General features: G+C 63.5%; 17 protein-coding genes and 2 pseudogenes. 8 read left to right on the top strand and 11 right to left on the bottom strand.

The genetic code is table 11. The features are described 5' to 3' along the window. The first annotated feature begins 76 nt into the window (after positions 1-76). Entirely contained in the window at positions 77-1117 is a 1041-nt protein-coding gene (locus CQ14_RS30240) for a cysteine synthase A (RefSeq protein ID WP_057861464.1), read from the top strand. 109 nt (positions 1118-1226) lie between these two features. Here the strand turns inward: CQ14_RS30240 and CQ14_RS30235 are convergent, their stop codons facing one another. The 5 genes from CQ14_RS30235 to CQ14_RS30215 form a co-directional block, all read right to left on the bottom strand. Beyond that, positions 1227-1709, bottom strand: coding sequence for a hypothetical protein (locus CQ14_RS30235; protein WP_057861463.1), 483 nt, complete (start codon positions 1707-1709; stop codon positions 1227-1229). Between the two features lie 338 nt (positions 1710-2047). Beyond that, positions 2048-2791 (bottom strand): amino acid ABC transporter ATP-binding protein, encoded by a 744-nt coding sequence (locus CQ14_RS30230; protein ID WP_057838241.1) that lies wholly within the window; start codon positions 2789-2791, stop codon positions 2048-2050. 10 nt (positions 2792-2801) lie between these two features. Next, positions 2802-4313: an amino acid ABC transporter permease gene (locus tag CQ14_RS30225; RefSeq protein ID WP_057861522.1), complete on the bottom strand. Its 1512-nt coding sequence runs from the start codon at positions 4311-4313 to the stop codon at positions 2802-2804. After that, the gene (locus CQ14_RS30220; protein WP_057861462.1) at positions 4310-5515 is read right to left on the bottom strand and encodes an amino acid ABC transporter permease; all 1206 of its coding nucleotides are present in this window, start codon (positions 5513-5515) and stop codon (positions 4310-4312) included. Before CQ14_RS30220 ends, CQ14_RS30225 begins: the two co-directional genes overlap by 4 nt. A 24-nt stretch (positions 5516-5539) precedes the next feature. Further along, positions 5540-6556: an amino acid ABC transporter substrate-binding protein gene (locus tag CQ14_RS30215; RefSeq protein WP_057861461.1), complete on the bottom strand. Its 1017-nt coding sequence runs from the start codon at positions 6554-6556 to the stop codon at positions 5540-5542. 336 nt (positions 6557-6892) lie between these two features. Between CQ14_RS30215 and metC the strand changes: the two genes are divergently transcribed. Next, positions 6893-8086 (top strand): cystathionine beta-lyase, encoded by a 1194-nt coding sequence (gene metC, locus CQ14_RS30210; protein WP_057861460.1) that lies wholly within the window; start codon positions 6893-6895, stop codon positions 8084-8086. Positions 8087-8095: 9 nt separating this feature from the next. Here metC and CQ14_RS30205 read toward each other — a convergent pair whose 3' ends face one another. From CQ14_RS30205 to CQ14_RS30180, 6 genes are read right to left on the bottom strand one after another with little or no spacing between them, the layout of a single operon-like run. Continuing rightward, positions 8096-9124, bottom strand: a complete 1029-nt coding sequence (locus tag CQ14_RS30205; protein WP_057861459.1) for a 4-hydroxythreonine-4-phosphate dehydrogenase PdxA — start codon at positions 9122-9124, stop codon at positions 8096-8098. Beyond that, a complete protein-coding gene (locus tag CQ14_RS30200; RefSeq protein ID WP_057861458.1) occupies positions 9121-10647 on the bottom strand; it encodes a tripartite tricarboxylate transporter permease in 1527 nt (508 codons plus the stop codon). The genes CQ14_RS30205 and CQ14_RS30200 overlap by 4 nt, the downstream gene beginning before the upstream one ends. Positions 10648-10658: 11 nt before the next feature. Further along, complete coding sequence (locus CQ14_RS30195; protein WP_057861457.1) at positions 10659-11141, bottom strand: tripartite tricarboxylate transporter TctB family protein; 483 nt, start codon at positions 11139-11141, stop codon at positions 10659-10661. Between the two features lie 11 nt (positions 11142-11152). Continuing rightward, entirely contained in the window at positions 11153-12145 is a 993-nt protein-coding gene (locus CQ14_RS30190) for a Bug family tripartite tricarboxylate transporter substrate binding protein (protein WP_057861456.1), read from the bottom strand. A gap of 52 nt (positions 12146-12197) precedes the next feature. Beyond that, on the bottom strand, positions 12198-13451 hold the full coding sequence (locus CQ14_RS30185) for a CaiB/BaiF CoA transferase family protein (protein ID WP_057861455.1): 1254 nt from the start codon (positions 13449-13451) through the stop codon (positions 12198-12200). A gap of 8 nt (positions 13452-13459) precedes the next feature. Beyond that, positions 13460-14260 carry an enoyl-CoA hydratase/isomerase family protein gene (locus CQ14_RS30180; protein WP_057861454.1) on the bottom strand — a complete coding sequence of 267 codons (801 nt, stop codon included), beginning with the start codon at positions 14258-14260 and terminating at the stop codon, positions 13460-13462. A 120-nt stretch (positions 14261-14380) separates the two neighbouring features. Between CQ14_RS30180 and CQ14_RS30175 the strand changes: the two genes are divergently transcribed. The 6 genes and pseudogenes from CQ14_RS30175 to CQ14_RS30155 all read left to right on the top strand — a co-directional run bounded on the left by CQ14_RS30175 (position 14381) and on the right by CQ14_RS30155 (position 19669). Next, on the top strand, positions 14381-15043 hold the full coding sequence (locus CQ14_RS30175) for a GntR family transcriptional regulator (RefSeq protein WP_057861453.1): 663 nt from the start codon (positions 14381-14383) through the stop codon (positions 15041-15043). Positions 15044-15327: 284 nt separating this feature from the next. Next, a complete protein-coding gene (gene cpaB, locus CQ14_RS30170; RefSeq protein ID WP_057861452.1) occupies positions 15328-16125 on the top strand; it encodes a Flp pilus assembly protein CpaB in 798 nt (265 codons plus the stop codon). Positions 16126-16142: 17 nt separating this feature from the next. Further along, positions 16143-17164: pseudogene (locus tag CQ14_RS30165) on the top strand (type II and III secretion system protein family protein); the annotation flags it as partial. Between the two features lies 1 nt (position 17165). Next, positions 17166-17610: pseudogene (locus tag CQ14_RS46985) on the top strand (secretin); the annotation flags it as partial. A 38-nt stretch (positions 17611-17648) separates the two neighbouring features. Next, positions 17649-18395 (top strand): CpaD family pilus assembly protein, encoded by a 747-nt coding sequence (locus tag CQ14_RS30160; RefSeq protein WP_156435602.1) that lies wholly within the window; start codon positions 17649-17651, stop codon positions 18393-18395. Continuing rightward, a complete protein-coding gene (locus CQ14_RS30155) occupies positions 18392-19669 on the top strand; it encodes a CpaE/TadZ family protein (protein ID WP_057861451.1) in 1278 nt (425 codons plus the stop codon). The genes CQ14_RS30160 and CQ14_RS30155 overlap by 4 nt, the downstream gene beginning before the upstream one ends. The last annotated feature ends 68 nt before the right edge of the window (positions 19670-19737 follow it).

Genomic DNA, 19737 nt, shown 5'->3' with positions numbered 1-19737 from the left:
CGCTGGCTTGTGTGGCTAGCGGCCCTCCAGTAGGGTCGCTCAACGATTAGGCAAACGAACCGGCGATTTCAACGACATGGCCTTCCACAAAGACGTTATCGAAGCGATCGGCAATACGCCCCTCATCAAGCTGAAGCACGCTTCCGAAGCCACCGGCTGCACCATTCTCGGCAAGGCCGAATTCATGAATCCCGGCCAGTCGGTCAAGGACCGCGCCGGCAAGTGGATGATCCTGGAGGCCGAGAAGCGCGGCGAGCTGAAGCCCGGCGGCCTGGTGGTTGAATCGACCGCCGGCAACACCGGCATCGGTCTCGCCGTGGTCGCCAGCGCGCGCGGTTACCGCACGCTGATCCTGATCCCGGAAACGCAGAGCCAGGAAAAGAAGGATATGTTGCGGCTGTGCGGCGCCGAGCTCGTCGAGGTGCCGCAGCTGCCATACGCCAATCCGAACAACTATCAGCATGTCGGCCGGCGGCTGGCCGCCCAGCTTCGCAAGACCGAGCCGAACGGCGTTCTGTTCGCCGACCAATGGAACAATCTCGACAACGCCAAGGCGCATTATGAGTCGACCGGACCGGAGATCTGGGAACAGACCGGCGGCAAGATCGACGGCTTCATCTGCTCGGTCGGCACCGGCGGCACGCTGGCCGGCACCAGCCGCTTTCTGAAGGAGAAGCACCCGGGCATCGTCAACGCCTGCGCCGATCCGCATGGTTTTGCGATGTACGAGTTGTTCAAGCACGGCAAGGCCAAATCGACACCGGGCGACTCGATCACCGAAGGCATCGGGCTCGGTCGCGTCACGCCGGTCGTCGAGACCGCGAAGGTTGACGACGCTTTCCTGATTTCAGACGAGGAAGCCGTGACGGTGATCTATGACCTGCTCGAGCACGAGGGCCTCTGCCTCGGCGGCTCGACCGGCGTCAACGTCGCCGGCGCAATCCGTCTCGCCAAGCAGCTCGGACCGGGCAAGACCATCGTCACCATCCTGGCGGACTCCGGCAATCGCTATCAGTCAAAGCTGTTCAATCCGGAGTTCATGCGCTCGAAGAATTTGCCGGTGCCGGCCTGGCTGGAGAAGCGCCCCCAGATCGACGTGCCGTTCGAGAAGACGTGAGGGCGTCAGAGCCGGCGGCGCTGGAGAGCAATTCGACGGACGGCCCCATATCCGAGAGGAAAAGCCGCCGCTCAAAGTCGGTCTGCGACGGCTAATTCTCGTTCAGGCTTTACTTTAGCTTGTACGTGCCAGTCTGGTGATTGCAGTCCTGGAAAGTTCCAACCTTGATAGCCGGAAACGGACCCAAGGGGTGGACCGTGCCGACGGTCTTCATCCCCTCGTATTTTCCAGTGCCGGCAACATTTTCCCGCGTGAGACTTCCATCACTTGCGAGCGAAAAATATGCGAGACGTTTATCGCCGTCCACATCGACCGTTTCGCATACCGTGGACCCTGTAAATTTTCCGTCCAGTGAGGCGTTCATGCCCACGCAGCGGAACGTGTTCTTGTCAAACATTCCGTCGGGAGGATTGCTGCGGGTAGTACCCGTCATTTCATAACTTGAGGCGGTGTGGTTTTTGGAAAATGTGATCACGTTGTTAACGCCGGACCAGCAGGCAGTGTAGTCGTAGCTGCCCTCCTTTGGCAGCTCCACCGCTAGTGCAGAAGGTGCGGAAGCAAAAACAAGGAAGGCGAAAAAATACCGTTGCATGGCATTTCCCTCCTGAGATCGTTTCAAGATCTGTCCAGCTTGAGCGGGACAGCGAAGTAATATCACAACGCTTCAATGCATGCGGAGATATGCGCTCAGGTTGCCGCGAATTGGAGGGAGGAAGCGTATAGCCGCTCTTGGCAATGAGGTTGCGAACTGGCTGGCCAGCAGGCGGAAAGGTTTAGCCGCGGCACGACCGCGCCCATTTACGAGGAATAGGTCGGGGCGGACAGATTACCAAACAATTTCAACTTCCGAATGGAGCACGGCGAAATCCGGGGTGCGCATGACGCGCAAAACTCCCGAATTGCGTTGCGCTCCATCCGGACTACTTTGAGCTAATGCCGCAGGATCTGGCTCAGGAACAGCTTCGTCCGCGCGTGCTGCGGGTTGGCGAAGAATTCATGCGGCGTGTTTGACTCGATCACCTGCCCCGCATCCATGAACACGACGCGGTTGGCGACTTCGCGGGCAAATCCCATCTCGTGGGTGACGACCAGCATGGTCATGCCCTCCTTGGCGAGGTCGACCATGGTGTCGAGCACTTCCTTGACCATTTCGGGATCGAGCGCCGAGGTCGGCTCGTCGAACAGCATGACCTTCGGGTTCATGGTCAGCGCGCGGGCAATCGCCACGCGCTGCTGCTGACCGCCCGACATCTGGCCCGGATATTTGTTGGCCTGATGCGGGATCTTGACCCGCTCCAGGAATTTCATCGCGGTGGCTTCGGCATCCTTTTTCGGGATGTTGCGCACCCAGATCGGCGCCAGCGTGCAGTTCTCCAGCACGGTCAGATGCGGAAACAGGTTGAAGCTCTGGAACACCATGCCGACCTCGCGCCGGACCTCGTCGACCCGCTTCAGGTTCGGCCCGAGCTCGATGCCCTCGACCACGATCTGGCCTTCCTGGAATTCCTCCAGCGCGTTGATGCAGCGGATCAGCGTCGACTTGCCCGAGCCTGACGGGCCGCAGATCACGATGCGCTCGCCCTTGGCGACGTCGAGGTTGATGTCGCGCAGCACGTGAAAATCGCCGTACCATTTGTTGAGTGCGTTGATGCCAACGATCGAGTTTGCGGTCATGGTGATGTACTCAGTTGCGACGATGAGCGTTCAGCCGGTTCTCGACGAACATCGAGTAACGCGACATCCCGAAACAGAAGACGAAATAGATGATCCCGGTGAAGGCAAAGCCGGTGAACAGCGTGGTCGGCGTCGACCAGACCGGGTCGCTGAAGGACGCCCTGAGCTGCCCGAGCAAATCGAACAGCGCGACGATCGAGACCAGCGAGGTATCCTTGAACAGCGCGATGAAGCTGTTGACGAGGCCGGGGATGACGTGGCGCAGCGCCTGCGGCATCACGATCAGCCCCGTGGTCTTGGCCCAGGACAGGCCGAGCGCGCTCGCGGCCTCCGCCTGCCCGCGCGGGATCGCCGCCAGGCCGCCACGGATCACCTCGGCCTGGTAGGCGCCGGCGAACAGCGCAATGCCGATCAGGGCGCGCATCAACCCGTCGATGGTGAAGCCGGTCGGAACGAACAGCGGCAGCATGTAGGTTGCGAAGAACAGCACGGTGATCAGCGGAACGCCGCGCCAGAACTCGATGAAGGCGATTGAGAAAACCCGGATCAGCGGAATGGTCGAACGACGCCCGAGCGCCAGCGCGATGCCGACCGGCATCGAGGCGACGATGCCGACGACCGACACCACCAGCGTCACCAAAAGCCCGCCCCAGAGCCGCGTATCGACCTCCGGCAGTCCGCCACGGTCGAGCCCCATGATCGCAATCACGACGGCGATGCCGACAAAGATCGCAAGCGTGGTGGCGACGGCGCGCAAGCTCCCCGTCAGCCAGAACAGCAGCGCCGAGATGATCACGGCGGTCGCCGCGAGGTCGGCCCAGACCGGACGTCCGTAGGCCTGGATCTGGTCGCGCAGCCAAGTCAGCGGCAGAAGTATCCAGCTCACCACGGTGCTCAGCAGCACCAGCAGCTTGCCTATCACCCACAGCAGCGGTCCGATAACGGACGTCGCCTCGCCCGATGCCGCCAGCTTCCTGCCGCCCTCGCCGATACTGTCGTTGAAGCCGGAGAGAAGCGCGCCCGTCCAGCTCACCCCGAAGCCGCCGAGTCCGCCGCCGCGCAGCAGGAAGAAGGCAACGACCGGGAGCGCGACGAAGAACAGGATGGCGTTCGGACCCTTGCCCGGCAAACGCGGAATCAATAGCGGCACCAAGAGGATCGCCGCAAGAGCGAAAGTCAGATTGACCCGCCAGCGCTCCGGCTCCGGGTAGAAGCCGTAGATGAATTGCGAAAACTTGGCCTGAATGAAGGGCCAGCAGGCGCCAACCACATCGTTCGGACCTTTCGGCAGGCAGGCGGTGCGGTCCGTGCCGGTCCAGACGGCGTCGATGAACGCGAATCTCACGGCGGGAACGACGATGACCCACAGCAGCAGCAGGCTGACGACCGTGATCAGGATGTTGGTCGGGGAATTGAACAGCCGCGTGCGCAGGAAGCCGATGAAGCCGGTGGTCTTCACCGGCGCCGGCCGCTCCGGCACCAGATCCTGGCGGACGAAATTGGATGCCGTGGTGTCGCTCATCCGCCCATGCTCCGGCTGATGCGCCATCCATAGAAACTCATGATCGCGCTGGTGACCAGCGAGATCAGGAGATAGACGCCCATGGTGATGCCGATGATTTCAATCGCCTGTCCGGTCTGGCTCAGCGTCGTGCCCGCAAATACCGAGACGAGGTCCGGATAGCCGATCGCGACCGCCAGCGAGGAGTTCTTGGTCAGGTTGAGATACTGGTTGGTGAGCGGCGGCAGGATCACCCGCATCGCCTGCGGGATCACGATCAACCGCAGCACCGAGCCGCGCTGCAGTCCGAGCGAGGAGCCTGCCTCCATCTGCCCCTTGTGCACGGAGATAATACCTGCGCGCACGATCTCGGCGATAAAGGCCGCTGTGTAGGTCGATAACGCCACCGTCAGCGCGACGAATTCCGGAATGAGGCGTGAGCCGCCGGCGAAGTTGAAGCCCTTGAGCACCGGCACCTCCCACGTAACGGGGGTGCCGAAGATCAGCATGCTGATCAGCGGCAGGCCGATAATCATGCCGAGCGCATAGGGCCAGACCTTGATCACCTTGCCGCTTTGAAAGAGCTGACGGCGCGCATAACGCCACAACACGATGGAGGCTACGATCGCCACCAGCAGGGCGACGACGAACGGTTCGAAGCCCGCCTGGCCGACCGGCTTAGGAACGATCAGGCCGCGATTGCTGAGAAAGATGCTGTCGAAGATCGAAATGCTCTGCCGCGGGTTGGGCAATGCGGCGAGCACGGCCAAATACCAGAACAGGATCTGGAACAGGACCGGCAGGTTGCGGATCAGTTCGACATAGCCGCCCGAGATCCGCGACAGCAGCCAGTTCGGCGACAGCCGACCGAGGGCGACCAGGAATCCGATGATGGTGGCGAAGAAAATGCCGATCACCGAGACCAGCAGCGTGTTGAGCAGGCCGACCAGAAAGACCCGCGTATAGGGATCAGATCCCGAATACGGGATCAGGCTTTGGCTGACATCAAAGCCGGCATTGTTGGCCAGGAAGCCGAAGCCCGCGGTGATCCGCTGGGCCTGCAGGTTGGCGCGGGCGTTGGCGACGATCTCGTAGGAGATCCAGGCGAGCGCGGCGACGAACAGCAGCTGGAGCACGAAGCCGCTCCAGCCCGCCCGGCCGCCCAGCGCCCGCTGCAGCTTGGGAATGAGCTGCGACGGTGGTTTTCGGGGTTCGATGGCCATCGCCGCAGCCCTTCTCGCTGGTGCTTAGCGGATCGGCGGGGCGTACTGGATACCGCCCTTGCTCCAGAGGTTGTTGAGGCCGCGGGCAATGCCGAGCTTGGAACCGGAGCCGACGTTACGCTCGAAGGATTCCCCGTAGTTGCCTGTCGCCCTCACGATGCGCACCATCCAGTCCTTGGTCAGGCCGAGCTGCTCACCCAGATTGCCGTCAGTGCCGACCGCGCGCTTGACCTCCGGCTTGTCGGACTTGGCCATCTCGTCGATGTTCTTTTGGGTCATGCCGAGCTCTTCGGCGCCGACCATCGCGAACAGCGTCCATTTCACGATGTCGAACCACTGATCGTCGCCATGGCGAACCATCGGTCCGAGCGGTTCCTTCGAGATCACTTCGGGCAACACGACGTGATCGGCGGGATTGGCGACCTTCAGACGCTCGGCATAAAGCTGGGAGACGTCCGAGGTGAAGACGTCGCAGCGGCCGGACTCATAGGCCTTGACGGTTTCGTCGGCGGTCGCGAACGCGATCACCTCATACTTCATGTTGTTGCCCTTGAAGTAGTCGGCGAGGTTCTGCTCGGTCGTGGTGCCGGTCTGAACGCAGACGGAGGCGCTGTTGAGCTCCAGCGCCGAGTTCACCTTCAGCGACTTCTTCACCAGGAAGCCCTGGCCGTCATAATAGGTCACGCCGGTGAAGTTGGCGCCGAGCGAGGTATCGCGCGACAGCGTCCAGGTGGTGTTGCGCGACAGCACGTCGATCTCGCCGGACTGCAACGCGGTGAAGCGGTCCTTGGCCGACAGCGGGACGAACTTGATCTTGGTGGCGTCGTTGAAGATGGCGGCCGCGACCGCCCGGCAGATGTCGACGTCGAGACCGGTCCAGTTACCCTTGTCGTCCGGCGACGAGAAGCCCGGCAGGCCCTGGCTGACCCCGCAGGACAGCATGCCGCGGTCCTTGACCGTCTTGAGGGTTTGCGCCGAGGCGGCCTGGGCCGAGAGGGCAGCAGCAGCGGCAAGGGTAACAACCAGAGATACGCGTTTCATGGGTTAGGCCTTTCAAGGGGACGTCCGGAGATTCTTTTTTAGGCAACGCCTGACGTTGTGGGGCCAACCCGCTGATCCCTCGCTGAAAAGCGTCATCGTGACCGTGCATTTGACATGCCAATCCGGTCAGGCGGTGGATCAGGTATCGCGGCAGGCCCCTCAACTTGCAGCGACTGTTAGTTGGTTCGCATCTCAGAACGACTAGCGTGCCGGGTCAAGGGGTTGACTGCCGTCTTCTGTGTCTTGTTATTAAGTCGCCCGGCTCCGACCCGCCGCCGGCGGTGTTTTCGCGATCAAGTTGCGCCTGCGGCATAACGTCTTGGATAATGCAAACGCATGAGTTTTTCGAACGACGGCCCGTCCAACCCGCAAAAACCCGAAACCAGGCTGGTCACTTCCGGCCGCGACACCAAGGGGCAAAGGGGCTTCGTCAACCCGGCGGTCTTCCACGGGTCGACCGTGCTTTACCCGACCGCCGAGGACCTGCACGCCCACCGCGCCGAATTCACCTACGGGCGCCACGGCAGCCCGACCACGCGGGCGCTGCAGGACGTGCTGATGTCGCTGGAGGGCCCGCAATGCGCCGGCGTCGGCCTGGTGCCGTCCGGCCTTGCCGCCATCAGCACCACCCTGCTCTCGGTCCTGAAGGCCGGCGACCATCTGCTGGTGACCGACAATGTCTACCGGCCCTCGCGCAATTTCTGCAACGGCATGCTGGCCCGCTACGGCGTCGAGGTCACCTATTTCGACCCGCTGATTGGCGCTGCAATCGAAAAACTGTTCAAACCGAACACCAAGGCGGTGCTGGTCGAGGCGCCCGGCTCGCAGTCGTTCGAGATGACCGACATCCCCGCCATCGCCGCCGTCGCGCATGCGAGGGACGCGCTGGTCATCGACGACAATACCTGGGCGACCGCGCTGTTTCACCGCTCGCTCGACCAGGGCGTCGACATCAGCATGCAGGCCGCCACCAAATATATCGGCGGCCATTCCGACATCATGTTCGGCACGATTTCGGCGAATGCAAAAGCCTGGCCGCTGATCGCCGAGGGCATTCGCCTGCTCGGCGTTTGCGCCGGGCCGGACGACGTATTCCTGGCGCTGCGCGGCGTCCGCACGCTCTCGGTGCGGCTCGCGCAGCATTACCGCTCCGGCCTGGAAATGGCGCGCTGGCTCGCCGGCCGGCCAGAAGTCCTGCAGGTCCTGCATCCGGCGATCGAAAGCCATCCGGGCCATGCGATCTGGAAGCGCGACTTCACCGGCGCCTCCGGCCTGTTCAGCATTGTGCTGAAACCGGTGCCGCAGCAGGCGGTCGACACCCTGCTCAATACGGTCAAGCTGTTCGGCATGGGCTTTTCGTGGGGCGGCTTCGAAAGCCTCATCATCCCGTTCGACTGCAATGAATATCGCACCGCGACAAAATGGTCGCCCGGCGGGCCGACGCTGCGGCTGCACATCGGCCTGGAGAATGTCGACGATCTCAAGGCCGATCTCGAACGCGGCTTTGCGGCGCTGAGGGCCACCGCTTAGGCGGGCAGCTCACGCCGTCCGGCTTCCCACCCTGGCGGCGGCGGCCATCTCGGCGGCGAGCAACAAGGCTGCCCGGCTGGCGCCGACCGAGGCGACGCCTTTGCCTGCGATGTCATAGGCCGTGCCATGCGCCGGCGTGCAGATCGGAAACGGGAAGCCGCCCAGGATCGTCACCCCGCGATCGAAGCCCATCAGCTTCATCGCGATCTGGCCCTGGTCATGATACATCGTCAGCACCGCATCAAAGGCGCCGTTCTTGGCGCGCAGGAAAACCGTATCGGCCGGAAACGGCCCCTCCGCCGCTATTCCTTCAGCCCGGCCGGCCGCGACCGCGGGCTCGATCACATCGATCTCCTCGCGGCCGAAATTGCCGCCGTCACCGGCATGCGGGTTGAGCCCGGCGACCGCGATACGGGGCTCGGCAAAGCCGGCCCGTCGCATGCAGGCATCCGTCAGTTTCAGCGCGCGATGAATGCGTTCGACTGATAGCCGCGAGGCCACGTCCTTGAGCGGGATGTGCGAGGTGACGCGGGCATTCCAGAGCCTGTCGAGCACGTTGAATTCGCTGGCCGGCGTTTTCAGGCCGGCGACCTCGGCGGAAAATGCAATCTCGTCGTCATACTCGGCGCGTGCGAGGCGCATCGCCTTCTTGTTGAACGGCGTGAAGCAGACCGCATCGGCCTGCCCCTCGCGCGCCAGCGTCAGCGCATGACGATAATTCTCCAGCGCGAACGCACCGCCGGCCTGGCTGGCGACACCGCGCTCGATGGTCGCGGGATCGAGATGGCCGAGATCCATGAAGGCGGCGTCACCGATTGCTTTGGGGTCCGCGGACGGTGGCACATTCGGCAAATCCGCCTTGACGCCGGCCACACGCGCGCCCTCGTCGAAAACGCGGCGGTCTCCGATCACGAGCAGGCGCGCGCGGGAGCGTATTTCGTCTGAACAGGCGAGTTTTGCGGTCAGCTCCGGGCTGATTCCGGCGGGGTCTCCCATCGCCAGCGCGATCAGCGGCTTGCCGGGGCTTTGCACGTTCATATGATCCTCACCTTCTCCTGAGCTGATACGTCCGGCTTGCGCAACAGACGTACGATCTGCAAAGCGAGCGGAAGCAGCAACAGCGCGATCCCTGCCAGGACGAGGGTCGTCACCAGCCGGTTTGCAAAGAATATTCCGAGCGACCCCTTGGACATCAGCATGGCCTGCCGGAATGCGTCCTCGGCCTTGTCGCCAATCACGATCGCCAGCACCAGCGGCGCCAACGGATAGTGCAGCTTCTTGAAGAGATAGCCGACGACGCCGAAGCCGAGCATCAGGACGACGTCGAGATAGGAGTTCGAGACCGAATAGGCGCCGACGACGCAGATGATGACGATCAGGGGCGCGATGACGGCGAACGGAATCCGCATCAAGGCGGCGAACACGGGAACGGTGAGCAGCACGAGCGCCACCGCGACGATGTTGCCGACATACATCGAGGCGATCAGCCCCCAGACGAAATCCTTCTGGTCGACGAACAGCATCGGCCCGGGATTCAGTCCCCAGATCATCAGCCCGCCCATCATCACGGCGGCCGTCGCCGAGCCGGGAATGCCGAGCGAGAGCATCGGCAACAGCGCGCTGGTGCCGGCGGCATGGTCGGCGGTCTCCGGCGCAACGATGCCCTCGGCCTCACCGGTGCCGAAACGTGCGCCGTTGCGCGAGAAGCGCTTGGCGATGCCATAGCTCATGAAGGAAGCGGCGGTCGGGCCGCCCGGCGTGATGCCCATCCAGCAGCCGATGGCGGCGCTGCGCAGCAACGCGATGCCATGGTGCGGCAGGCGGCCCAGCGCCCGGAAGACTTCCTTCCAGTCGACGCGCGACGATACCGCGCGGGCAGAAAACTCCTCCTCCACCGCAATCAGCAACTCGCCGATGCCGAACAGCCCCATGACGGCAACGACGAAGCTGACGCCCTTGACCAGTTCGTCGATGCCCATGGTGAGCCGCACGCTGCCCGAGACCGTATCGATGCCGATCGCGGCGATGGCAAAGCCGATCGCGAGCGCCACCACGGTCTTGATCGGCGCCGCGCCGCCCATGCCGACGAAGCTGGCGAAGGCGAGGAAATAGACCGCGAAATATTCCGGCGGTCCGAAGGCGAGCGCCACCTGCGCCACCCAGGACGCCAGAAACGTAATCAGGATCACGCCGACCAGCGCGCCAAACGCGGCCGAGCCGAAGGCGGTGGCCAGCGCCGTCGTCGGCCGGCCGTCGCGCGCCATCGGATAGCCGTCAAAGGTGGTGGCGACCGACGACGGTTCACCGGGAATGTTGAACAGTATCGACGTCACCGACCCGCCGAACAGCGCGCCCCAATACATGCTCGACAACAGGATGATCGCCGACACCGGCTGCATGCCGAAGGTCAGCGGCAGCAGCAGCGACACTCCGTTGGGCGCGCCGAGCCCGGGCAGAACGCCGACGAGAATGCCGAGCAGAACGCCGATCACCATCAGCGTCAAATGCGGAACGGTGACCGCGATGGTGAAGCCGTGCAGCAGCGATTCAAGATTTTCCATCGCCCGCCCCTTCAGAAACCGAACGCGGCAGCGAGCGCGCCGTGCGGCAGCGACACGTGGAACATGCGCTCGAACACGACGTAGAGCGCAAGCGGCGTAGCCGCGGCGATGACAAGCGCGCTCAGGACCGATCGCCTTCTCGGCAGTGCCAGGACCGCAAAGACGTAAGCAGCTGAGGCGAGATACATCCCGACCATTGGAATGACGGCAACGAAGATCGCGGCTGGAACGAACAATCCTGCGAGGCGGCGCAACTCGGACGGCGTGACGGCTACCCTGACAATGGCGAGGGTGCCGCGTCCAAGCGCGCCCTGCCCCAGATTGTAGAGGCTGCCGAGCACGATGATGATTCCGGTGAGGAACGGAAACGTGCCGGCATCGACGCCGGCGCTCGACCAGCCGATGCCGTTGTCGAGGCTGGACACCACGACCACCACACCGAAGATTCCGGTTAGCACCGCGGCGGCTATCTCGAGCGCGCGTCGGGAGATCATCGCGTCCTGCCCTACTTCACCAGCCAGCCCTGCTCGCCCGCGACCTGCTTCACATGTTCGAGGTCCTGCTTGATGAAATTGTCGAACGCGGTGCCGGTCAGGAAGGTGTCCACCTGCGAGGTCTTCTCGATGTACTCCTTCCATTCCGGCGTCGCCTGCACCTTCTTCATGAGATCGACGTAGTAGGCCGCCTGCTCCGGGCTGACCTTGCCAGGCAGCCAGACTGTGCGCGGCTGCTCATATTGCGAAATAGCGAGCCCCTGCTCGACGCAGGTCGGCACGTCGCTCCAGCCTTCCGACGTCGTGACCTTCGGCCCTTGCGGCAGCCGCTTCGGGCTGAAGGCGCAGAGCGGGCGCTGGGTGCTGCCGCGCCATTGCCCAAGGCTTTCGGAAGGGTTGTTGACATGCGCATCGATATGGCCGCCGGCCAGTTGCACGGCGGCCTCGGCGCCGCTCTTGAAGGGGATGTAGGTGAATTTGACCTTCGCCGCCTTCTCGATCATCCGCGTCAGCACCTCGTCGGTGTCCTTGGACTGGGCGCCGCCCATCTTGAACTCGGTCGCGGCCGCCGCCTTGAGGAAATCACTCGCGGTTTTGTACGGCGCATCCTGCTTCACCCAGAGCAGGAACTCATCCTGCGCCATCGCCGCGATCGGGGTGAGGTCGGTGTAGTTGAAGGCGACCTTGGAGACGAGCGGCTGCTGCCATGCGTTCGAGGTGCCAAAGATTACCTTATAAGGATCGCCGGCGGACGCCTTGCCGTAGACATAACCTTCCGCCCCGCTGCCGCCGCCCTTGTTGACGACCACGACCGGCTGGTCGGTCAGCTTGTATTTGGTGATGATGCTCTGGACGGCGCGGGCGAGATTGTCGGTGCCGCCGCCCGGCCCGGCCGTGGCGACGAACTCGATCGGCTTCTGCGGCTGCCAGGCAGCATCGGCCGGAAGCGCGCCCGCGAGCATGAACGCTGCCGTGGACAGCAGCAGTTTTGACGTGATCTTCATGGCTTCCTCCCGGTAGGTATTTTTTGTTGTCGTTCGTATTCTCGTTTTCTCGTCAGGCGACCTGCTCCTTGCGATCGACCGATGCGGCGACGATCGTGCCTTCCCGCTCGAACGCGTCGATCTCCGCCTGATCAAAACCGTGTTCGCGCAGCACCTCGCGCGTATGCTCGCCATAGACCGGCGCGCCCGAACGCACCTTGCCGGGGGTTGCCGAGAATTTGACCGGCAGTCCGATCGTCTTCACCGGCCCGAGCGTCGAATGTTCGACCTCGACCACCATGTCGCGCGCCAGCGTCTGCGGATCGTTCAGCGCTTCCAGCATGTCGTGCACGGGACCGCAGGGCACGCCCTTCTCGTCGAGTGCCGCCAGCCAGTGCGCCCGCGTCTGTGTTCGGAAGCGCGCGCTCAATTCGGCTTCGAGATCCTTCAGGTTCGCCATGCGGTCGGAGCCGTTGACGAAGCGCGGATCGGCCGCCAGTTCCAGCGCGCCGAGCGCTTCCAGCATCAGCAGCCAATGCTTCTTGTTGGCGCCGCCGACCACGAGCCAGCCGTCGGATGCCTCGAACGCCTGATAGGGCGCGTTGAGCGGATGGGCCGAGCCCATGGCGCGCGGCGCCACATTGCTGGCGAGCGCAATGGTCGACTGCCAGTAGGTCTGGACCAGCGCCGCCTCGTAGAGCGATGTCTCCACCCATTGCCCTTCGCCGGTCTTGAGCCGGTGCGAATAGGCGGCGAGAATCCCCATGCTGGCCAGCAGGCCGGCGGTGATATCGGACAGCGGCGGACCGCATTTGACCGGCGGACCATCCGGCCGCTCGCCCGTGAAACTCATGATGCCGCTCATCGCTTGCGCGACCAGATCGAAGCCGCGGCGATGCTTGTACGGCCCGGTGCGGCCGAAACCGGACAGCGAGCAATAGATCAGCGCCGGAAAATCCTTATGCAATTCCTCATAGCCAAAGCCGAGCCGCTCCATCGCGCCCGGTGCGAAATTCTCGACCAGCACGTCGGCGCCTGAAATCAGCCGCCGCAGCACTTCCTTGCCGCCTGCGGTCTTGAGGTCGAGCACGATGCCGCGCTTGTTGCGGTTCATCATCAGGAAGGAGGCCGCCTCGTCGCCGATCTTCGGCGGCACTGAGTGCCTTGTGTCGTCGCCGTTCGGCCATTTCTCGATCTTGATGACATCGGCGCCCATGTCGGCGAGCATCAGGGTGCAGGTCGGGCCCGCCATCACATGGGTGAGATCGATGACCTTGAGGCCGGCGAGCGGCCCCGAACGCGGCGTCTTGTCGTTATGAAGGGACATGCGGGCTCCTATTGGCCGCGCCATTGCGGCGCGCGCTTGGTGAGAAACGCGTCGAGCCCTTCACGGAAATCCTGGCTGGTGTAGCACATCAGGATGAGGTCCTCGCCCTCGTCGCGCGTCAGCCGTTTCTGCAAGCGCGCAACCGCCTGCTTGGTCGCGCTCAGCGTCAGAGGCGCGTGGCCGGCAACGAGCCGTGCGATCTCGTCGGCGCGTTTGTCGAGCGCGGCCAGATCATCCAACACTTCATTGAGCAGGCCTAACGAGGCCGCCTCCTCGGCTTCGATCAGCCGTGCCGTGAAGATCAGATCCTTGACGCGTGCCGGACCGATCAACGCGGTGATGCGGCCGACATTCGACATCGACAGGCAATTGCCGAGCGTGCGCGCGATCGGAAATCCCATCCGCGTGCTCCCTGTGCCGATGCGCAGATCGCAGCAGGCCGCAATGCCCGCGCCGCCACCGGTGCAGGCGCCGTTGATGGCGGCAATGGTCGGCACCCGGCATGTTTCGAGAATGCCGAGGACGCGATCGATGCGGTTCTCATAATCGATCGCATCCTGCGGCGTCTTGAAGGCACGGAATTGATTGATGTCGGTGCCGGCCGCAAACGCCTTGTCACCGGCGCCCCGCAACAGCAGCACCTTGATCGCCTGGTCGCGGTTGGCGCGTTCGCAGATCTCGGCCAGCCGCTCGTACATCTCGAAGGTGAAGGCGTTGCGCGCCTGCGGCCGGTTGAAGGTTACCCGGCCGATGCCGTCGTCGAGGGCAAACAGGAGATCATCCTCCCGTACCGTTACGTCCTGATCCATCCCGATGGCCTTTCTTAATTGATTTTTACCAGTCTGAATTCAAAATTAAGGTTTATCAAGCTGGAACTGACAAAATTCTGATGATATAGCCATTTTTGAATTCAAATTGGATCCAGGGCGATGCTGCATGAGGAAGTCGTAGGCCGCGTCCGCGCCATGCTGCTCGATGGCGAGATCCCGCCGGGCGCGCGGATTCCCGAGCGCGACCTCTGTGAAAAGCTGCAGATCTCGCGCACGCCGCTGCGCGAAGCCCTCAAGGTGCTTGCCGCCGAAGGCCTGGTCCAATTGCTGCCAAACCGCGGCTCGCGCGCGGCGAGGCTGACGGACAAGGACATGCGCGACCTGTTCGAGGTCTGTCAGGGGCTCGAAGCCCTGGCCGGCGAACTCGCCTGCGAGCGCATCACGGATGCCGAGATCGCCGGCGTCGCCGACGCCCATGCCGCGATGGTGCGGCACTACGGAGATCGCGACCTGCTGCAGTACTACCGCTGCAACCGCTTCATCCACGAGGCGATCATCACGGCTGCCGGCAACCCGGTGCTGTCAAGTCTGTATGAATCCGTCACGGCCCGCATTCGCCGTGCCCGCTACGTCACGCCGATGACGCCGCGGCGCTGGGCGCTGGCGGTTCAGGAGCACGAAGCGATCCTCAACGCCCTGCAACGACGCGACGGCGTGGGGCTGTCGCATATCCTGCGCGCGCATCTGCGCCACAAGCGCGAAGAGGTCTTGCAGGCCGGCTTCGCGGAAACCGCGCCTCTCGAACAAGCTCGCGCATCATAGCAGCGTCAGGCGTGAGGCCTGATCGGAAGCGCACGTCCATCCATAATGGCAGGCTGGATCGATAGCGCGTGCCTGCACTGAGCGGCTTTCCGGGTTTTTGCAGGACGCGGCCTTTTCCCGAACGATAACCAGTCGTTCACCATGACCGTGAATCCCGCTCTTGCGATCGGCCAAATCGGCCACCCCTCAAGTTCCCTTATACCTTTGATGCCTAGTCATGGCCTTCGGGGACCTTCACTGCCGTGCCGTTGGGGCGTCCCGGCGTAAGAGTAGATCGTAAGCGTATGAACATCGCACGTCTCGTCGTTCTGGCCATCGCACTGAGTGCAGGCGGTGTCGCCGCCTATCTCGCCCGTGGCACCGACAACAAATCGCAACCGCCGGCCGAACCGGTCGCCAATTTACCGACAGTGGAAATTCTGGTCGCGAAGTCCGACATCGGGCTCGGCCAGGCAGTCAAGCCGGAGGACCTGCAATGGCAGGCCTGGCCGGCTGCGACCGCCAATAGCAACCTGATCGATCGTGCGAGCAAGGCCGAGGCCATCAATGAACTCGCCGGCTCGATCGCGCGCAACCCGTTCTTCGCGGGCGAACCGATCCGCGAACAGAAACTGGTCAAGGCCAACGGCTCCGGCTTCATGGCAGCCATCCTGCCGACCGGCATGCGGGCGCTCTCGACCGAGATCTCGCCGGAAACCGGCGCCGGCGGCTTCATCCTGCCCAACGACCGCGTCGACGTCATCCTTTCCAGGCGCGAGAAGAATCCGGACGGCAGGGGCGCGGACGTCATCCAGTCGGACATCATTCTCTCCAACATCCGCGTGCTCGCGATCGATCAGGCGCCGAAGGAAAAAGAGGGCATGAACTCCCTCGTCGGCCGCACCGTCACGCTCGAACTGAAGCCCGAGCAGGCCGAGACGATGGCGCGTGCACGCCAGAGCGGCACGCTGTCGCTCGCGCTGCGCAGCATCACCGATGCCAATGCGGCCGAAGGCCGTTCCGAGGAACAGACTCAAAAACGAAAAGAGAGCGTCTCCGTGGTTCGCTACGGAGTCTCTAGTCAAACGACGGCACAGAAGTGACCGAAAGGACGGCTGCGATGAAGTTTGGGGTAAATCAGTCAGCGATGCGAACCGTGGCGGGGCGCGCATTGTTATTGTCGGCCGTCACCGCGCTGGCGCTCGGGCCGCTGCTGCCCGTGGTCGCAGCCGAAACCGAGAAGGACCCGGTAACGACTTCCGCCATCGGCCCGGCCAAGATGCGCTTCCTGGCGCTCGGCATCGGCAAGTCGATGGTCGTCGACCTGCCGCGCGACGTGAAGGATGTGCTGGTCGCCGATCCGAAGATCGCGAATGCAGTCATTCGCTCCCCGCAACGCGCCTATATCATCGGCGGCGCCGTCGGCCAGACCAACGTGGTGTTCTTCGACGGCGACGGCCAGCAGATCGCTTCCTACGACATCGCGGTCAAGCGCGATCTCAACGGCGTGCGCGCCGCGCTGAAGCAGGCGATGCCGGGGATTCAGATCGAGGGCGTCGGCGACAGCGTGCTGCTGACCGGCTCGGTGTCGAGCCCGGTCGAAGCCCAGCAGGCCGGCGAGATCGCCGCGCGGCTGGTCGGCGGATCCGAGAAGGTCGTCAACTCGATCGTGGTTCGCGGCCGCGACCAGGTGATGTTGAAGGTCACCGTCGCGGAAGTCCGGCGGGACATCATCAAGCAATTGGGCATCGATCTCAGTGCCAGCATGAATTACGGCACCGCGGCGGTCGTTTTCAAAAACAGCAATCCGTTCACCGCCAACAGTGCACCGCTCGTCGCCGACAACGGCCTGGTCGGCGCGGCTTTGAACAAAGCTGGTGTGCCGACGGTCACCGCTACCCTGCGCGCGATGGAGAGCGCGGGCGTGGTGCGGACGCTGGCCGAACCAAATCTGACGGCGATCTCCGGCGAGGCGGCGACGTTTATTTCCGGCGGCGAATTTCCCATTCCGACCGGCGTGACCTGCCAAACAACAACGCCCGGTGGCCTGCAAAATTGCGTCCAGACGGTCAGCTTCAAGAAATTCGGCATCTCGCTCAACTTCACGCCGGTCGTGCTGACCGAGGGGCGGATCAGCCTGAGNGATGACCGAAGTGTCGGAAGTCTCGACCGAAAACGCTTTGATGGGCGGTAGTGGCGGAACAACGATTCCCTCGATCAAGACGCGTCGCGCGGAAACCACGCTGGAAATTCCGTCCGGCGGCTCAGTGGCGATGGCGGGACTGATCCAGGAACAAACCAAGCAGGCCATCAACGGACTGCCCGGCGTGGACCAGATACCGATCTTCGGACAGCTTTTCAGGAGCCAGGACTTCGTCAACCACCAGACCGAGTTGATGGTCATCGTCACGCCCTATGTCGTCCGGGCTGTCGCGCAGAAAGAACTGTCGCGGCCCGATGACGGCTTCGCATCAGCGTCCGATTCCCAGTCCGCACTGCTCGGGCGCATCAACCGCGTCTACGGTGTCGCCGCCCGCGTCGATCCCGTCGCCGGGGTCCAGGGCAATTTCGGCTTCATCATTGATTGAAATTCAGAACTGTTCACCGCGTGGGGACGAGGACAGAAATGGTGACAAAGAGAATACCGCTCCATCGCATCAAGGCCCTGGGACTGCTTGGCGCCCTCCTCGGCCTATCGGCGACGCTCGGTGCCTGCACGTGGCAGTCCACGGAAGTCGTGACGACCGCGAGCGTACCTGAAGATTACCGCCAGCGTCATCCGATTGCCGTGACCGAAGCCAACCACTCGATCGTCGTGTTCGTCGGCCGTGGCCGCGGCGGCCTCTCCGGGCCGCAGCGCACCGACGTCATGGGACTGGCGCAAACCTGGACGCGCGAAGGGACCAGCGCAATCATCGCCGATGTTCCGATCGACACGGCGAACGCACGTGCGGCCGCAGCGTCGTATCAGGAAATCCGGTCGCTATTGATGGCGGGCGGCGTGCCCTCCCGCGCGATCTCGTTGCGTCACTACTATCCCGACGATCCCCGCACCCTGCCGACGATCAGGCTGAGTTATCCGAAGATCAAGGCGGTAGCCGGCCCTTGCGGCCTGTGGCCGCAAGACCTCGGCCCGAACATCGACAACGTCGCCTACAACGAAAATCGCTCCTATTACAATTTCGGCTGCGCCAGCCAGCGCAACCTCGCCGCGATGATCGACAATCCCGCCGATCTCGAACAGCCGCGTCCGGAGAGCCCCGCTTATACGGCGCGGCGCTCGATCGCCTACGACAAATTCCGCAAGGGCACTTCGACCGCCACCACCTATCCCGAAGCCGATAAGGCCAAACTCAGCGATACAGGCAAATGATCAGCCGCGTCTTTCAAAACTCCGACGATCAACTGGACCAAACGCCGCCGCAGCCCGAGGAATACATCTCGCCGGCGCCACGCGTATCGGTGCAGGCCTTCTGCGCCAGCGTCGCCATCGCGACCGCGGTGCGCGCGGCGAGCGAAGACCGCCGTCTCGGCAAGGCCCACCTTTCGGTTCACATGGGCGGCATTGCCGCCGCCATCGAGGCCTACCACACGGCGCCGACGCCGAACGTGATCCTGTTGGAGAGCGATCCCGGCACCGACATTCTCGAAGGGCTCGATGAGCTCGCCGCCGTGTGCGACGCCGGAACGCGCGTCGTCGTGATCGGCAACGCCAACGACATGACGCCCTATCGCGAGCTGGTGCGGCGCGGCGTCAGCGACTACGTGACCGGACCGATCGGGCCGATCGACGTCGTGCGCGCGATATGCGGGCTCTACGCGGCCTCCGAAGCCGTGGCGATCGGCCGTATCGTTGCGGTCGTCGGCGCCAAGGGCGGCGTCGGCGCGTCCACCGTCGCGCACAACGTCGCCTGGGCGATCGCACGCGATCTGGCGCTCGATTCCGTCGTGATCGATCTCGACCTCGCCTTCGGCACCGCCAGCCTCGATTACAATCAGGATCCGGTTCAGGGCATCGCCAACGCCATCTTCCAGCAGGAGAGGCCGGACTCCGCCTTTATGGAGCGTCTGCTGGCCAAATGCACCGACCGCCTCAATCTGCTGGCGGCGCCGGCGACGCTGGACCAGGTCTACGATTTCGGCGCCGATGCGTTCGACGCGATCTTCGACACGATGCGCATGACGACCCCCTGCATCGTGCTCGACGTGCCGCATCAATGGTCGGCATGGACCAAGCGCACGCTGGTCGGCGCGGATGACATTCTGATCGTCGCCGAGCCCGATCTCGCCAACATGCGCAACGCCAAGAACATGCTGAACGTGCTGAAGGCGGCGCGACCCAACGACCGGCCGCCGCTCTATTGCCTCAACCAGGTCGGCATGCACAAGCGTCCGGAGATCACCACGCGCGAATTCGCCAAGGCGATCGAGAGCCAACCGATCGCCGCCATTCCGTTCGATTCGAAGATGTTCGGCACCGCCGCCAATAACGGCCAGATGATCGCGCAGATCTCAGCCAAGCATCGCACCACCCAGATGTTCCTGCAGATTGCGCAGCGCGTGACGGGTCATGCCGTGACCAAGCGGACGTCTTTCCTGACACCGCTGATCAAGAAGCTGCAGGGCACGACGGCCCGCAGGGCTTGAGCAAGAACGGCGTCAGCGGCCCGCCCGCAGACGCCCATGGCTTTTCAAACGAAAGGAATCGGTTCGAC

Source organism: Bradyrhizobium lablabi, assembly GCF_001440475.1.
Taxonomy (GTDB): domain Bacteria; phylum Pseudomonadota; class Alphaproteobacteria; order Rhizobiales; family Xanthobacteraceae; genus Bradyrhizobium; species Bradyrhizobium lablabi.
Note: the sequence above shows the minus strand (reverse complement) of the source record. Positions and strands in the feature narration are given on the sequence as shown.

Bases quoted from the DNA above. Each gene is read 5' to 3' on its own strand.
- CQ14_RS30240 (WP_057861464.1), top strand. From the start codon at position 77: ATGGCCTTCCACAAAGACGTTATCGAAGCGATCGGCAATACGCCCCTC.
- CQ14_RS30235 (WP_057861463.1), bottom strand. From the start codon at position 1,709: ATGCAACGGTATTTTTTCGCCTTCCTTGTTTTTGCTTCCGCACCTTCT.
- CQ14_RS30230 (WP_057838241.1), bottom strand. From the start codon at position 2,791: ATGACCGCAAACTCGATCGTTGGCATCAACGCACTCAACAAATGGTAC.
- CQ14_RS30225 (WP_057861522.1), bottom strand. From the start codon at position 4,313: ATGAGCGACACCACGGCATCCAATTTCGTCCGCCAGGATCTGGTGCCG.
- CQ14_RS30220 (WP_057861462.1), bottom strand. From the start codon at position 5,515: ATGGCCATCGAACCCCGAAAACCACCGTCGCAGCTCATTCCCAAGCTG.
- CQ14_RS30215 (WP_057861461.1), bottom strand. From the start codon at position 6,556: ATGAAACGCGTATCTCTGGTTGTTACCCTTGCCGCTGCTGCTGCCCTC.
- metC (WP_057861460.1), top strand. From the start codon at position 6,893: ATGAGTTTTTCGAACGACGGCCCGTCCAACCCGCAAAAACCCGAAACC.
- CQ14_RS30205 (WP_057861459.1), bottom strand. From the start codon at position 9,124: ATGAACGTGCAAAGCCCCGGCAAGCCGCTGATCGCGCTGGCGATGGGA.
- CQ14_RS30200 (WP_057861458.1), bottom strand. From the start codon at position 10,647: ATGGAAAATCTTGAATCGCTGCTGCACGGCTTCACCATCGCGGTCACC.
- CQ14_RS30195 (WP_057861457.1), bottom strand. From the start codon at position 11,141: ATGATCTCCCGACGCGCGCTCGAGATAGCCGCCGCGGTGCTAACCGGA.
- CQ14_RS30190 (WP_057861456.1), bottom strand. From the start codon at position 12,145: ATGAAGATCACGTCAAAACTGCTGCTGTCCACGGCAGCGTTCATGCTC.
- CQ14_RS30185 (WP_057861455.1), bottom strand. From the start codon at position 13,451: ATGTCCCTTCATAACGACAAGACGCCGCGTTCGGGGCCGCTCGCCGGC.
- CQ14_RS30180 (WP_057861454.1), bottom strand. From the start codon at position 14,260: ATGGATCAGGACGTAACGGTACGGGAGGATGATCTCCTGTTTGCCCTC.
- CQ14_RS30175 (WP_057861453.1), top strand. From the start codon at position 14,381: ATGCTGCATGAGGAAGTCGTAGGCCGCGTCCGCGCCATGCTGCTCGAT.
- cpaB (WP_057861452.1), top strand. From the start codon at position 15,328: ATGAACATCGCACGTCTCGTCGTTCTGGCCATCGCACTGAGTGCAGGC.
- CQ14_RS30160 (WP_156435602.1), top strand. From the start codon at position 17,649: ATGGTGACAAAGAGAATACCGCTCCATCGCATCAAGGCCCTGGGACTG.
- CQ14_RS30155 (WP_057861451.1), top strand. From the start codon at position 18,392: ATGATCAGCCGCGTCTTTCAAAACTCCGACGATCAACTGGACCAAACG.